The 15604-nt window shown below is 47.2% G+C and carries 7 protein-coding genes; 5 read left to right on the top strand and 2 right to left on the bottom strand.

Annotated features, from left to right (window positions below):
* Positions 1-194: 194 nt before the first annotated feature.
* Positions 195-1415, top strand: coding sequence for an ATP-binding protein (locus DW896_RS20970; protein WP_005830138.1), 1221 nt, complete (start codon positions 195-197; stop codon positions 1413-1415).
* Here the strand turns inward: DW896_RS20970 and DW896_RS20965 are convergent.
* Together DW896_RS20965 and DW896_RS20960 are read right to left on the bottom strand one after the other, a co-directional pair.
* Positions 1412-3505: a BT4734/BF3469 family protein gene (locus tag DW896_RS20965; RefSeq protein ID WP_005830140.1), complete on the bottom strand. Its 2094-nt coding sequence runs from the start codon at positions 3503-3505 to the stop codon at positions 1412-1414. The two genes, DW896_RS20970 and DW896_RS20965, sit on opposite strands and share 4 nt — an antisense overlap.
* 573 nt (positions 3506-4078) lie before the next feature.
* A complete protein-coding gene (locus DW896_RS20960) occupies positions 4079-4519 on the bottom strand; it encodes a DUF6078 family protein (RefSeq protein WP_005830148.1) in 441 nt (146 codons plus the stop codon).
* A gap of 156 nt (positions 4520-4675) precedes the next feature.
* Here DW896_RS20960 and DW896_RS20955 point away from each other — a divergent pair, with 156 nt between their 5' ends.
* The 4 genes from DW896_RS20955 to DW896_RS20940 all read left to right on the top strand — a co-directional run bounded on the left by DW896_RS20955 (position 4676) and on the right by DW896_RS20940 (position 15588).
* Entirely contained in the window at positions 4676-8812 is a 4137-nt protein-coding gene (locus DW896_RS20955) for a hybrid sensor histidine kinase/response regulator transcription factor (protein WP_119993753.1), read from the top strand.
* A 166-nt stretch (positions 8813-8978) separates the two neighbouring features.
* The gene (locus DW896_RS20950; RefSeq protein ID WP_175522707.1) at positions 8979-12257 is read left to right on the top strand and encodes a TonB-dependent receptor; all 3279 of its coding nucleotides are present in this window, start codon (positions 8979-8981) and stop codon (positions 12255-12257) included.
* Between the two features lie 23 nt (positions 12258-12280).
* The gene (locus DW896_RS20945) at positions 12281-14338 is read left to right on the top strand and encodes a RagB/SusD family nutrient uptake outer membrane protein (RefSeq protein ID WP_117589125.1); all 2058 of its coding nucleotides are present in this window, start codon (positions 12281-12283) and stop codon (positions 14336-14338) included.
* Positions 14339-14436: 98 nt separating this feature from the next.
* Positions 14437-15588 carry a glycoside hydrolase family 43 protein gene (locus tag DW896_RS20940; protein ID WP_117589121.1) on the top strand — a complete coding sequence of 384 codons (1152 nt, stop codon included), beginning with the start codon at positions 14437-14439 and terminating at the stop codon, positions 15586-15588.
* Positions 15589-15604 lie beyond the last annotated feature (16 nt).

Raw genomic sequence — 15604 nt, 5'->3', positions numbered from 1 at the left:
CACATACAGCTCGTCGGTTCCGCACCAGCCGCAACGTCCGTTTATAATGTCTTGCATAAGCGTTATTTTTGTAATGAGGTGCTAAGGTAGTGCTTTCATTCCGAATAAACAAATCTATCTATTCTAAATGGATAGATTTGTTTATTCAGAATGGAATGTTTATATTTGTATCTGAATATAAATGACATAGCCCTATGATAAGCAAATCGGATATAGTAGAAGCCATACGTGTGCAACGTGAACGGTTGAGGAAATTTCAAAGTTTCCGACGTGACCTATTGTTGTCTTTACCTCCCTTGGTAGCAGACTATGCACTGATTATATCTGGTATTCGCCGTTGTGGTAAGAGTACATTGCTGGCACAATTATCGGTGGATAGATACAAGCCGGAAGAGGTGCTCTCCTTGAATTTTGATACCCCTTTACTGTATGGATTTGAATTCAGTGATTTCCGTATAGTGGATGAAGTTATTAAGGAACATGAAGGGTGTATCGCTCTTCTTTTTGACGAAATACAGATTGTTGATGGTTGGGAGGTGTATATTCGGGGCAAGTTGGATGAAGGGTTTTATGTGGGAATCACCGGCTCCAATGCTTCGATGTTGAGTCGTGAATTGGGCACGAAGTTGACAGGAAGACATATTACGAAAGAACTGTTCCCTTTTTCGTATGCTGAATATTGCGGTTTTACGGGTAAGACTATCGGTGACAGTTCCTTGTACGACTATCTGCATCAGGGTGGCTTCCCTCAATACTTGCAACTGGATGATCAGGATGTTCTGACGGATTTAGTCAATGATATAGTATATCGTGATATTGCCGTGAGATATAATATACGTGATGACCACTCTTTGAAAAGTCTCTTGGCCTATTTGATGGGGAATGTGGGCAATCTGGTGTCTGCTACAAAACTGAAACAGATACTGGGAATGAAAAGTACTTCTACTGTGTCTGATTATTTCTCTTATTTCGAACAGACTTACTTGATAAACTTTGTTCCGAAATTTTCATATTCATATAAAGCGCAACTGTTGAACCCGAAGAAAGTGTATTGTGTGGACAATGGTGTTGTATTTGTCACCTCTCCATCTTTCACCCGTGATGAGGGTCGGAGGCTGGAGAACATGGTTTTTGCGGAATTGCGTCGCCGTTATTCTGAGATATTCTATTATAATGAGAACCGGAAGGAATGCGACTTTATAGTTGTACGCAATTCTGTGCCCCAGCTTGCCATCCAGGTATGCTATGCCTTGACCGCAGAAAACCGGAAAAGGGAAGTAGATGGCTTACTGGATGCCTTGTCTTTCTTCAAGATGGGGCATGGACTGATACTCACTTATAACCAACATGACAAATTTTCCGTAGGAGATAAAACGATAGAAGCATTGCCGGTGTCTGAATATTTTAAAGACTAATCTTCTTGTCTCTTGCACTCCACCACATGATACAGCGTGCCGAACCGTGTTCTGCGGGATGGCACTTCATGTTTCTGCAGTATCCTTCCGAATACATTCACTCTCTTGGTGGACAGCGGGATGGCGCTGTACCGGCGCAGGCGGTTCAGTATTTCGGCAGACGACAGCCATTCTCCCTCCTCGTCATTTCCGGCAACGCGGAAATAGTGGTAGAACAGTTGCTCTTCGGGCGGTATCTGTTCGAAATCGTGGTTGTTTTCCGTCATAATCCGTTCGTCCGACTGGTCGAACCAATAGCGTTCGCCGTGGTCCAGTTCGTGCATGGCCTGGGTATAAAGCTGGTTGTAGTCTATCGGGCGGTTGGTGTCTATTGCTTCCGTCACTTCTATGCAGATGAACCGGCGACTGCCGCTGGGGTCGGTCAGCAAGTCCTTCTGGTTGCTGGTGGCGATGAACGAGGCGTATCGGCGCATCTCGAGCACGGCATTGGCGTATGGCTTGCGCACGTTGACCACCGGCTTCTGGAGGATATGTTTCAGGAATCCTTGCTGGGTGCTGCTTATTTGGTCGAATTCATCGATGTTGATGAGCGCAAAACGGTTGAGGTAAAGTTCGGCGTCGCGCTTGCGCGAGAAGTCGATGCTGTCCGTATAATAGGCACGCAGCTCGGGCGGGACGATGCTTCGGCAAAAGGTGCTTTTGCGGGTGCCTTGTGCACCTACCAATAAGGGGGAGACGCTGTTGGCATATTTCTTGTCGGTATTGCCGCGCCAGTGTGCCACCATGTTGAGAAACCAGCGGTGGAACAGTTCGGCCCAGTACGGGTTGTTGCAGGGTACTGTCTGGGCGAGTGCCAGGATACGGTCTTTCCCGTCCCAGTGCGGAAGGTCGTACAGATAATCTTCCAGCGGATTGAATACCGGGATGCGGTTGGAGTAGATATATCGGCTGATGTCCCTATCCCACAGGGGAATGCCTTCGCTCTGTGCGTCGAGGGCAATGCTGTTCAGCGTGCGCTTGTCGATGGGGGAGAAGCGGAAACGGAACGAGTGGCGTTCACGGTATTCCACCTCACCCACTTGGGTGTTGTAGCGGAAGTCGTAGCGGCGTTTCATGAACTCGTCCGTCTGTATGGCAAGTCTTTGCTCTTTGCTGAGGCTGCTTTGGGTATTGAAGCCTTTGTTCTCTTGGTAAACGCTTCTTACAATCTGCCGGATGACAGTCTCTTTTTGGCGCAGATAATAATGGAAATAGGTACGCTTCACGGTCTCTTCTTCGGGGATGCCCGAACGGAAACAGTTCTCGGCAAGGCGTACGGTCAGGGAGTGCAGGCTGTTGTCGGCACCGGCACCCGTCGCTTCGGCGAAAGTCTTCTGCAAGGCGGCTTCAAACAGCATGATGATGGCTTCTTCGGCTTCATATCCCGGCACGGCGCGCGTCAGGGGTGACTTCTCGTCTTGCAGGGCTTCCCGATAGGTGGTTTCGTCGGGCATGGAGGCGGGCTGTGCAAGATAGAACTGTATGGAGTCCGGGCGGTACATGGCTTCGGGGTCGAAGGAGAGGCGGGAGTACTGTTCCAGCTTGGGCTCTTTCAGCAGAATGTCGAAAGGCAGTTGGGGCTGGTAGCATTTCACGGCAAGGCGGTAGGCATGGGCGTGGAATACTTCGGCTTCTTCCCGTTTGCCCGGCAGCGAATTGTTCGGACGGGTGAAGGTAGTCCAAATCTTTACAGTCCGTCCGCTGGAACCGGTGAATACGAGCCGCGTCTGGGGCTGTTCCCAGGCAAGACGTTTCACAAGGGCTATTTCGGACTTGCCGGAAAGCGGGCCTACGGTCAGTTCCACGATGCCGTTGTAGGTTTTCATCTGGCAGACACCGTTCGTCTTGCGGAATTCGGCTGCCGGGAGTACTTTGGGCAGTCGGTCTGCCTCGTTGCAGCGCTTGCCGGGCAAGCAGTATCGCAGTTGCTGGCGGAAAGTGGATACGGGCTGGGTTTTGGTCTCCGTTTTGATTTTCTGTAGGAAGGTGTCTAAGTCTGTCGTGCTCAGTGTCAGATTCCCGTCTTTTTCTCTCAGTTGGGTGATTTTCATTTCTATTTTTTGTTTTGTCACATGCAGGCAAAATGGTTTGCTTACAGTGTACTAAGGTACGACAATCAGGCTCTTTTTGCAAGTGATTCCATGCTTTTTTAGGTCTATTCCAGCGTTTTTCTGTGGAAAATCTGATGTTTTGAGTCGAAAAAGCAGGTGATTTGGGATGCTTTGTGCAGACTTCCACGCTGGTTTTTGCTTGTTGAAACAAAAGGTTTTGCTTGTTGAAATCAATAGTTTTCCTAAGGAAAACTCTCAGTTTCTCTTGTTGAAACTTTTATTTTAGAAGGTTTAAACCAATGGTATTTGTTGTTGAAACTTTTGGTATTTGTTTAAGAAACTAAAAGTTTCATACTGAGAACTAAGCATATATCACTATTCTGTGGTGAATGAAGTAAGTATCGGATACTGCTTTTGTTATGGCGTGATGGATGGTTGTGAAGATTTTTATCTATCACGGGTATCTTTCACGCTTTAATCGGTTTATAATCAAAAGGATATCCCCCTCTGCGTGATAGCATGACAGATGTTTTTCAAAAATAAACTTTGTAGAAGCTGAGCTGTCCGGATGCTTCAATCGTTGTAGCTGTATTCTTCGCTGTATCTCTCGAATTTCGGTTCTTCGGCAATTCCGTATTGTTTGAAAACCTGACGGATATATGCTTGTGCCTTTGGAAACAAGCCTTGTTCCTGGCGGTAAAAGCGATAATAGGTGGTCTTGCCAAAGTGTCCTACAAGCTGGTTCCTCATCGGGGCTGCACATTTGTGGGGTACGTTGTCCAGCAGGTGCCGGATGCCCCATGCAACCCGGCACTTCAGGGCTTTCCGGAAATGAGGGCAGTTGGTGGTATCGGCAGGGATACAGTTCGGATTGATGATGCTTAAAGTAGGACATTGCGAGGTGCAATTGGTAGCAGCCAAGTGGTGCAGGCATTCTTCCTTATGGACGCACTGGCTGTTGAAGCAATGTGCAAAGCCATAAGGCACAGACTGGTAGTCGAATTTATTTTCCATATGTTGTTTGCTTGTCTACGGTTAGGGTGTAGAACACGGCTGTAAAGGTAAGGAATAAAGCCTCGTTTGAAGTATTTGCAGACAAAAAAAGAGTATAATTCTTCTTTAAAGTGAGCTGAACTTGCTATATTTGTCATAATTCCTAATATCTGGTATATGAAAAATAGAGTAAGTTTTTTTTGTCTGCATACGTGTCTTCTCCTGTTCAGCTTTTGGACAATGTATCCTGCCTTGGGGCATGCGGCTGATGGGGATGTTATTTCCCGTTTGAAGTTCAAGCAGATTTCTACATTAGACGGATTACCGACGGATGAGGTCCAGAAAATATATCAGGATAAGGAAGGGTTTTTGTGGTTTGCTACCCGGTATGGTTTCTGTAAATACGACGGTTACCAGATTACTGTCTATAAATCGAGCTTGAATACTCCCGGTTTGTTGACCAGTAACAACATTTATTGTTTTGCCGATGACAATGACGGCTTCTTGTGGATTGGTACACAAGAGGGGTTGAACACACTCAATAAGAAAACCGGAGAAATCCGTCAATATACTGCGCCTGCCATTCCAAACAATGCGGTCTCATGCCTGTTGGTCACCCGGGAAAATGAGGTATGGATTGGTACGGATTCCGGCTTATGCCGGTATGTGGCAGAGAAGGACTCCTTCGTGATGTATGACGGCAAGTCCACCGATGGTATATTTCCCGCAGCTTCCATCAAATCGTTGTTCGAGGACTCGGATGGGGATTTGTGGGTCGGTACCTGGTCCAGTGGTCTTTTTCGTTATTCCCGGAAGGAGGATAAATTCTATGCATATCCCAAAATCAATGAACGGAACTCGGCACATGTTATCTATCAGGATTCCAACTGGAAAATGTGGGTCGGTGGTTGGGATTGCGGATTATTTCTCTTGAATCATCCCAAGGATATGGCAAACGTGTTTTATACACATTATTCGCATCGGATAGGGGATGATGCCAGCTTGTCGGACAATATTGTTTATGATATTGTGGAGGATGTACACACCCATACCTTGTGGATAGGGACCCGGGTGGGGCTGAGCATTATGAAGCAGGAGAATCCCGGTACATTCATTAATTACAAGTCGTTGCATTCGGCATATCATATACCTTGTGATGAAATAAATTCACTGTTGCGCGACCGCTTCAATAATATCTGGCTGGGTTCCATTGGCGGCGGTGTCCTGATGATAGACACGAAACAATCTCCATTTACTTTCTATTCTTTGAATCTGGCAGAGGATGACGTGCCTACTACTGCCGTCCGCGCTTTGTTTGCCGATGCAGATAAAGACCTTTGGCTGGGTACCGGAAGTTATGGGCTGGCACGCAAGGATTATGAAACCGGTGTGTTGTCGTTCTTTTCCCATATCCCGGAATTCTCGGATATTCCCGGTGTACCCACGGTCAATTACATTATTCAGCGTAAGAATGGAGAAGTATGGTTCGCTACCTATGACGGTGGTATCTTGATTTATGAGAAAGGAGAGAAAGTGAAGGTGCTGACTGAATCCGACACGCCTTATCTCTATTCGGATTGCGTTTCGGCCTTGTGTGAGGACAGTAAGGGGAATTGTTGGGTAGGCTGTCGCGGCGGTATGGGAATCAGTTTGGCCGATGGAGGGCATTATAGGTTCGGAACACTTTCTTTTGCCGGAGGCGGGTTGGCAGATTGGTATCATGTGAAGGACATTGTGGAGGATGCGGATGGCAGCTTCTGGATTGCGACAGCCAACTATGGAATTATACATATTATGGGGGATGTGCAGCATCCCGAAACGCTGAAATATAGTAACTATAGTTATAACAACGGCCAGCTGGCAACGAACTCGGTGTTGTGTTTGCATGTGGATAAATCGGGAAGGCTATGGGCCGGAACTGAGGGAGGAGGGTTGTATCTATATGATTATAAGGAAAATGTATTTACGGAAAAGAATCAGGAATATCAGCTGTCCGCTGACATGATAGGGTCTATAGAGGAAGACAGGCAAGGGTGTCTATGGATGGGGACCAATATGGGGCTGGTACAGCTTTTTGTACCGATGGACGAGGATTTGGCTACGGTCCGTGTCTATACGACAGCAGACGGTCTGCAGGATAACTTCTTCATATCACAGTCTTCTTGTAGTAGGGAGGGCGAGTTATTCTTTGGAGGAAATAAGGGTTATAACAGTTTCTTTCCTGCATCTCTGGAGAAAGACAATGAAGCCGTGCCTTATCTGATTACGGATATAAAAATCTTCAACCGTTCTTTTGCGGTATTGGAACCGGAGGTCAGAGAACGGATTTCTTCTGTCATGCCTTCGTTTACACGGAAGTTAGATCTGCCTTACGGATATAATAATTTCAGTATTGAATTCGCATCCCTTACTTATAAGAATCCCGGTTTAAATCGGTATGCCTATCAGCTTGTAGGTTTTGACAAGGATTGGCAATATACGGATGCCAACTGCCGTTTTGCCTATTATAATAATTTGAAGAGCGGCACTTATCGGTTCCGTCTGAAAGCCACCAATGAAAATGGCATTTGGAGTCAGGAAATCCGTGAACTTGAGGTGGTGGTATTACCACCGTTCTGGGCTACATGGTGGGCTTATATCATTTATGCACTGATAGGGGCAGCTATTGTCTGCTTCATTCTCCGGACAGCAAAGAACAGGATGCAGCTGCGTAATGAGCTGCATCTTCGGGAGATGGAGAAGTCCAAACTGGAAGAACTGAATCATGCCAAATTGCAGTTCTTTACAAATATCACGCATGAACTGCTGACTCCGCTGACCATTATCTCGGCTACCGTCGATGAGTTGAAGATGCGGTTTCCCGGGCATGACGACCTTTATACGGTAATGGGTAGCAATATCAGCAGGCTCATCCGTCTGTTGCAGCAGATTCTTGAATTTCGTAAAGCAGAAACCGGCAATCTGAAGTTGCGTGTCTCTCCAGGAGATGTGGCGGCGTTTGTGAAAAATGAAGCCGAATCTTTCCTGCCGCTTGTCAAAAAGCGCAAGATACATTTCTCCGTACTCTGTAATCCGGAGTCGATTATCGGTTATTTTGATACGGACAAGCTGGACAAGATTCTCTACAACCTGCTTTCCAATGCCGCCAAATATAATAAGGAGGGTGGCTATATACAAGTCACGCTGATGTATGCCGAAGACAGGGACTTCGTCCGGTTGCATGTAAAGGATAATGGCAGTGGCATTTCAAAGGACAAGCAGAAGAGCCTCTTCAAGCGGTTCTACGAGGGGGATTACCGGAAGTTCAACACCATTGGTACGGGCATCGGCCTTTCTTTGGTAAAGGACTTGGTGGAGCTGCATGGAGGAAGCATTGAAGTGGAGAGCGAGGAAGGCCGGGGAACGGAATTCATCGTGACCTTGCCCGTAGACCGCTCTTACTTTAAGGAAGAACAGATTGATGAGGAAGCTGTACTTCCGGTACAGAAAACCGTTACCTATCTTGAAGAGGAGAATGCGGAGAATGTGGTTGCTGAAAAGCCCAAAGCTCATACCATACTGGTGGTGGAGGACAATGAGGAGCTTTTGCAGTTAATGGTCCGGCTGCTGAAACGTGAATACAATGTCCATACGGCCGAAAACGGTCAGGAGGCTGTGACTGTGCTTGACAATGAGGATATTGACCTGATTGTTTCGGACGTGATGATGCCCGTAATGGACGGCATCGAGTTTTGCAGGTGTGTGAAGAACAAGTTGGAACTCAGTCATATTCCCGTGATTCTTCTGACAGCCAAGAACAAGGAGGAAGACCGTGCCGAAGCTTATGAAGTGGGGGCGGATGCCTTTATCAGTAAACCGTTCAACCTGGCCGTGCTGCATGCACGCATCCGCAATCTGCTGAAATACAAAGAACGCAAGGCGCATGACTTTAAGAACCAACTGGTGTTCGAAATCAAGGAACTGGACTATACCAGCATTGATGAGGACTTCATGCAGCGTGCCATTGACTGCGTAAACCGCCATCTGGAAGATTCAGATTTCGACCAGCCCCAGTTTGTGGAGGAGATGGGCACCAGCAAGTCCACCCTTTACAAGAAACTGAAATCCCTGACGGGACTGAATACTTCTGCCTTTATCCGTAACATCCGTCTGAAAGCGGCCTGCCGCATTATGGAGGAGAAGGGGAGTTCCGTGCGTATTTCCGATCTGGCGTATGCCGTCGGTTTTAATGACCCAAAATATTTTAGCTCTTGTTTCAAAAAGGAATTCGGCATGTTGCCAACGGAATATCAGGAACGCTTCATACAGTCATAGATCAAGTCAAATTATGCTTCAATTAGGTCGAATAACTAAAATTCTACCTCGTAGAAGCATTATTGGAGGTCTTCCTATCAGCATTCGCCTACATTTGCCATTGTTTTCACGGTTAAAATGAAGAGTGAAAGTGAAACAATTAATGTTTAATCTTAAAGTTTATACAATGAAAAGACAGAGATTCTTTGAAGGACTCGGGCTGAAAGTGTATGTCACTTTGGCCATTTGCATGGCCCTTCTGTTGAATGTTCAGTTCTTGAACGCACAGAGTTCGACAATCAATGTAAAAGGTGTGGTTAATGATGCGATGGGACCGGTGATTGGTGCCAGTGTAGTGGAGAAAGGGAATGCGACGAATGGAACAATTACCGACATTGACGGTAATTTCTCCTTGAAAGTCCCTTCGGATGCCACTTTGACAATCAGCTTTATCGGTTATAAGACGGTAGAGCTGCCGGTGGCTGGAAAAACATCCTTTACTGTGACTCTGAAAGAAGACAGCGAAATACTGGACGAGGTGGTAGTGGTAGGTTTCGGCACGCAGAAGAAGGTGAACCTGACAGGTTCTGTGGGGCTGGCTACGGCGAAGGAAATTGAAGCACGTCCGGTAGCGAATGCCACGCAGGCATTGCAGGGCTTGGTACCGGGCTTGCAGATTACGACCAATACCGGTGAACTGGACAAGAACATGTCCATCAATATCCGTGGCAACGGTACCATCGGTGACGGCTCAAGCGGAAGTCCGCTGATTTTGATTGACGGTATGGAAGGTGACATCAATACGGTGAATCCGCAGGACATCGAGAATATTTCTGTATTGAAGGATGCTGCCGCTTCCTCTATTTATGGGTCGCGTGCACCGTTCGGTGTTATCTTGGTGATTACCAAGAAAGGCAAATCGGGCAAGCCGACTATCAACTACAACAACAGCTTCCGCTTCAACAGTCCGGTGAATCTGCCGGAGATGATGGACTCCTATACCTTTGCCAACTACTTCAATGAGGCTGCACGCAACGGTCAGGACAATGCCCAGTTCTCTGATACAGTGATGCAGCAGATGCTTGACTTCCAGGCTGCGGGAGGTACTAATCGTGGCGGTTTGCCTACTGATGGCAATGTATGGGGTAAACCGGCAGGCGACCCGTTTACTACGGCGTATGCCAATACTGACTGGTTTTCCGAAATCTACAAGGGTTCTTCCTTCTCGCAAGAACATAATTTCAGTGTAAGCGGTGGTGGTGACAAGTTCAATTATTATGCTTCATTGGGCTATCTGGATCAGAATGGTTTGCTCCGTCATGGTTCCGATGACTTGAAGCGCTATAATGCTACTGCCAAATTTGGTGCCGAGCTGACCAAATGGTTGAAGTTCAATTACAGCTTGCGTTATGTCCGTCAAGACCTTGGCCGTCCTACCAATTTTGGTGGCGGTTTGTATGAGAGAATTGGCCGTCAGACTTGGCCTAATCTTCCGGTTTATGATGAAAACGGCTATTATTTTAATGGTAATGCCGATACGCCGGCGATGTCACTTGCATTGGGTGGTGAGCGCGATGTGCAGACAGATAAGGTTTATCATCAGGCAAGCTTGGTATTCGAACCCGTGAAGAATTGGATTACCAATGTTGAGTTCAACTATAGTACCAATTCTATAGATACACGTGAAACCGGACTTCCTTACTATAACCACGATGTGAGTGGAAATATTGTGGATACGCAAGGAACCTCAAGTCTCTATCAAGACTACAAGAAAGAGAGCTACATGAACTGGAATATTTACTCCACTTATTCTCTTGCTATCAATGATGATCATAATTTTAAGGTAATGGGTGGTTTTCAGTCCGAAGAAATGCGCCAGAAGTTTTTTAGTGCCAAAGGATATGGCTTGCAGGTGGAAGACCTTCCGGAACTGGACTTGATTTCGAATATTGACGGCGCCGGTAAGGATAAGGTGCCCGAGGTGGGTGGCTATCGTAATGAGTGGGCCACAGCGGGTTTCTTTGGCCGCTTGAACTATGATTATAAAGGTCGTTATCTGGCAGAGGCCAATCTGCGCTATGATGGTACCTCCCGCTTCCGCCGTGGCAATCGTTGGCAGTTGTCTCCCTCCTTCTCTTTGGGTTGGAACATTGCCCAGGAAAACTTCTGGGAAGATTTTGCGGATGTTTGCAATCAGTTGAAGTTCCGTTTCTCTTATGGTGAACTGGGGAATATGAATACAAACGGCTGGTATCCTACTTATCGTGCCATGACATTGAAGCAGGCAAACGGAAGCTGGCTGCAGAATGGACTGAAACCAAACACTGCTTATGTAGGCGACCTTATCAGTACAGCCTTGACTTGGGAGAAAGTGCGTACCTGGAATATCGGTCTTGACTGGGGGCTGTTCAACAACCGTCTGACCGGGTCATTCGATGCTTATATCCGTTATACGGACAATATGGTAGGTCCGTCTGTAGAGTTGCCCGCTACATTGGGTATTGCGACTCCCAAGACCAATAACTGTGACTTGAAGACGAAGGGTTGGGAACTTACCATCGGATGGCAGGACCGCACCAACTTCGGTATGGGCTATGGCATTAAGTTCAATGTTTCTGATGCACGTACTTATATAGACAGATACCCGGGTAACCCGACAAACTCAATCAATACTTATATCGCAGGCCGCGAGATTGGTGAAATCTGGGGCTTTGAAACCGTGGGAATTGCCAAGACAGATGATGAGATGCAGGCGCATCTGAATAAAGTGGGCGGACAAAGTGCCATCGGTTCCGGCGTTTGGACTGCCGGTGACATCATGTATGCCGACCAGGATGGCAAACCGGGCATCACCAAAGGTGCACAGACTTTGGAGGACCACGGTGACTTGAAGGTGATAGGCAACAATACTCCCCGTTATCATTTCGGTCTTGACTTGAATGCCAATTACAAGGGATTTGATGTTCGCCTCTTCTTCCAGGGAGTGATGAAGCGTGACTACTGGCAGGGTTCCAATATCTTCTGGGGCGTTGGCCAATGGGGTATGTGGTGGTCAACCGGTTTGAAGGAACACGAAGATTACTTCCGTGATGAACCCGTCGGGCTGGCCGGTCATGAGATTGCCGCCAATGTCAATTCATACTATGCGCGTCCGAGATTTGACAGTACCCAGAACCAGGAAACCCAAACCCGCTATCTGCAGGATGCGTCTTATATCCGTTTGAAGAACTTCCAGCTTGGCTACACATTGCCTGCTTCCATGATTCGCAAAATCGGTATCACCAACTGCCGCATCTTCGTATCGGGCGAGAATCTGTGGACGGGAACCAAACTGAGCAAGTTGTTCGATCCCGAAACCATCAGCGGTGGTAACACGGACAGCAATGCTTCTGCACCTATCAAGAGTGCCGGTAATGCATACCCGCTTTCAAGAACTTGGTCTTTTGGACTTAGCGTATCACTTTAATCCCATAAATAATGAAGAATATTATGAAATCGAATTATAGATATATTGTAAAAGCGTTCATGGCAATGGCAGTGATTGCCGGAACGACTTCCTGCGATGATTTTCTGGACAGAGAGCCGATGTCAAGCATTTCTCCCGAAACCTATTACTCCACTGCGGCCCAGTTGGAAGCCAATCTGAATGATGAATATCCCAATGTCCTTCCGTCATTCGGCCAGTGGACTTATGGCATCTTCGGTGAAGACAAAGGAACCGATAACCAGATAGAGGTGAATGCCAATGACCGCTATACCCAGGATCGCTGGAAAGTACCTCATAGCGAAAGTGACAATTGGAAGTTCGAACGCATCTATCGTATTAATTTCTTTTTGTCTGAAGCACTTCCCAAATTCGGTGAGGACATGAGCGGTTCACAAAATACAATTTCCGGGAGTGTAGCCACCATCAAGCACTATATCGGAGAAATGTACTTCCTGCGTGCTTACGAGTACTTTAAGAAGCTTCAGTTGTTCGGTGACTTCCCGATTATCGACCAACCGCTTGCCGATGAGATGGAAGCTCTCCGTGAAGCCAGCAAACGTTTTCCGCGTAATGAAGTGGCACGTTTCATCATTTCCGATCTTGACAAGGCTTATGCCTATATGAGTGATGTCGATATGGCGACGACCCGTATCAATAAGGATGCTGCGATGCTGGTTAAGTCACGTGTGGCACTGTTCGAGGCTACTTGGTTGCAGAATTTCAAGGGTACGGCATTCGTACCTGGTGGAGAAGGCTGGCCGGGGGCATCTCTTCACAACAATTACCAGTATCCGAGCGGAAACCTTGATAATGAAGTGAAGTACTTCTTGGAACAGGCCGTAGAAGCTTCCAAACTTGTAGCAGATAAATACAAAGGGAATTTGACGGAGAATACCGGTGTGTTGCAACAATCAGCTGATGACCCGTCAAATCCTTACTTTGATATGTTTGCACAAGAAGACCTTTCGGATGTGAAGGAAGTACTGTTGTGGCGCCAGTATGCCCGCGGACTCTCTACTCATAACATCAATGCCGCTGCCGGACGTGGTAATTACCGTATCGGTCTGACCCGTGGATTCGTACAGAATTTCCTGATGAAGGATGGTACTCCGGTTTATGCTCACGGTTCTTATGCGGATGGTGACGGCTATTATATGGGCGACAAGACGGTTGCTGATGTACGTGTAAACCGTGACCCGCGTCTCAGTATCTTCCTGAAAGAACCGGGACAGAAGAACATCCTTTTTGAAGTTGATAATAATGAAGGTACGGAGGTTGTGATGGAAGAGCCCTATCCGGCCATTACGAGTGGTGACGGTGAGCGTGGCTATGCTACCGGCTATGCATTGCGCAAGGGTGGTTCATTCAACCGTAAGTATTATGCCAATGGCGGTGGTTATACGGCAGCTGTATGTTTCCGTGCAGCTGAGGCTCTGCTGAATTATATGGAAGCAAGTTATCTGCTCAATGGAACGCTGGATGCTACGGCTCGTGAATATTGGACTGTACTTCGTCAACGTGCCGGCATCAGTACTGATTTTGACAAGACTATCGCTGCAACGGACATGAGCAAGGAGGCTGAAAATGATTGGGGAGCCTATACGGGTGGAAGTGTCATCTCTGACAAGACTCTGTATAATATCCGTCGTGAACGTCGTTGCGAGTTCCTGGCTGAAGGTCTTCGCTACATGGACTTGTGCCGTTGGCGTTCTATGGACCAACTGATGACTGCTCCCAGCCATCTGGAAGGTATGCATTTGTGGAATACTCCGATGGAGGACTGGTATTTGGATGATAATGGAAAATCCATTTTGGTTGCTGACGGGACAGACAAAGCTAATGTCTCATCGAAAGACAAGAGTGAGTATCTCCGTCCGTTCGAGAGAAGCAGCAACCAGTCTGCCTATAACGGCTGTACTTGGAAGATGGCACACTATTTGAATCCTATCATGATCAAGCAGTTCCAGTTGACAGCCACTTCGGGAGCGGATGTATCGACTTCCATTCTTTACCAGAATCCTTATTGGCCGGTGGTAGCTGACCAGCCGGCTGAGAAATAAAGGCATTTTTCAATAGGTATTTGATTTAGGGGGTAGGATACACTTTCTGGTGAGAAGGCGTCCTGCTCCCTTCTTTATAAATAGAAACAAGACAGAGTATGACTAATTTTAATTTCAAGTTTTTAGGGGCATGGTTGGTTATCGTAGCGTCAATCACCGGTCTGCAGGCACAAAATGATTCCACCTTAAAGGGAAAGGACGAAATGGTTCCGGCCGGAGTGTGGAACGATGTAAACGGGGAGTATATTAATGCACACGGTGGTGGTATACTGTTATTTGACAGTAAATATTATTGGTTCGGTGAACACCGTCCGGCAAAGGGATTCTCTACGGAAGTGGGAGTAACTTGCTACTCTTCTACCGATTTATGTAACTGGAGATACGAGGGGGTGGCCTTGTCTGTATCGGAAGAAGCGGGCAATGAAATAGAGAAAGGCTGTATTATGGAACGTCCCAAGGTGATTTACAACAAAAGGACGAAGAAATTTGTCATGTGGTTTCATTTGGAGCTGAAGGGTAAAGGCTATGAGGCTGCCCGTGCGGGAGTGGCTGTCAGTGATTCTCCGACGGGACCTTATTGTTTTGTTTCTTCGAGTCGTGTCTGCCCTGGAATATTTCCGCTGAATATGACGGAGGAAGAACGGGACATGCAGTGGAATATGGAACAGTTTGAAGAATGGTGGACACCCGAGTGGAGAGAGGCTGTAAATAAGGGGTTGTTCGTGAAGCGTGACTTGGAGGGCGGACAGATGTCCCGTGACATGACATTGTATGTTGACGATGATGGGATAGCTTATCATATCTACTCTTCGGAAGAGAATCTGACCTTGCAAATAGCCGAACTGACAGATGACTATCAAGGACATTCCGGAAAATATGTCCGTCTCTTTCCGGGGGGACACAATGAGGCACCGGCCATCTTCAAGAAAGACGGCACTTACTGGATGATAACCTCCGGATGTACCGGTTGGGCACCCAATGCGGCGCGTCTGTTCTCGGCTCCTTCCATCTGGGGACCGTGGACACAGCATCCCAACCCTTGTCGGGGTGAGGGAAGTGATAAGACTTTCGGCGGTCAAAGCACTTACGTATTGCAGCTTCCCGGTAACCGCTACCTTTTCATGGCCGATATTTGGCGGCCCAAGAGCCTGATGTATTCGGAATATCTTTGGATTCCGGTCCGGTTTGATGAAGAGGGGATGCCTTATCTTACCCTTTCCGGCAAATGCAATCCGTCAGATGGTCGTTGATAAACCCCGAAGCTTG

The organism is Bacteroides sp. AM41-16, assembly GCF_003603495.1.
GTDB lineage: Bacteria > Bacteroidota > Bacteroidia > Bacteroidales > Bacteroidaceae > Bacteroides > Bacteroides uniformis.
Note: the sequence above shows the minus strand (reverse complement) of the source record. Positions and strands in the feature narration are given on the sequence as shown.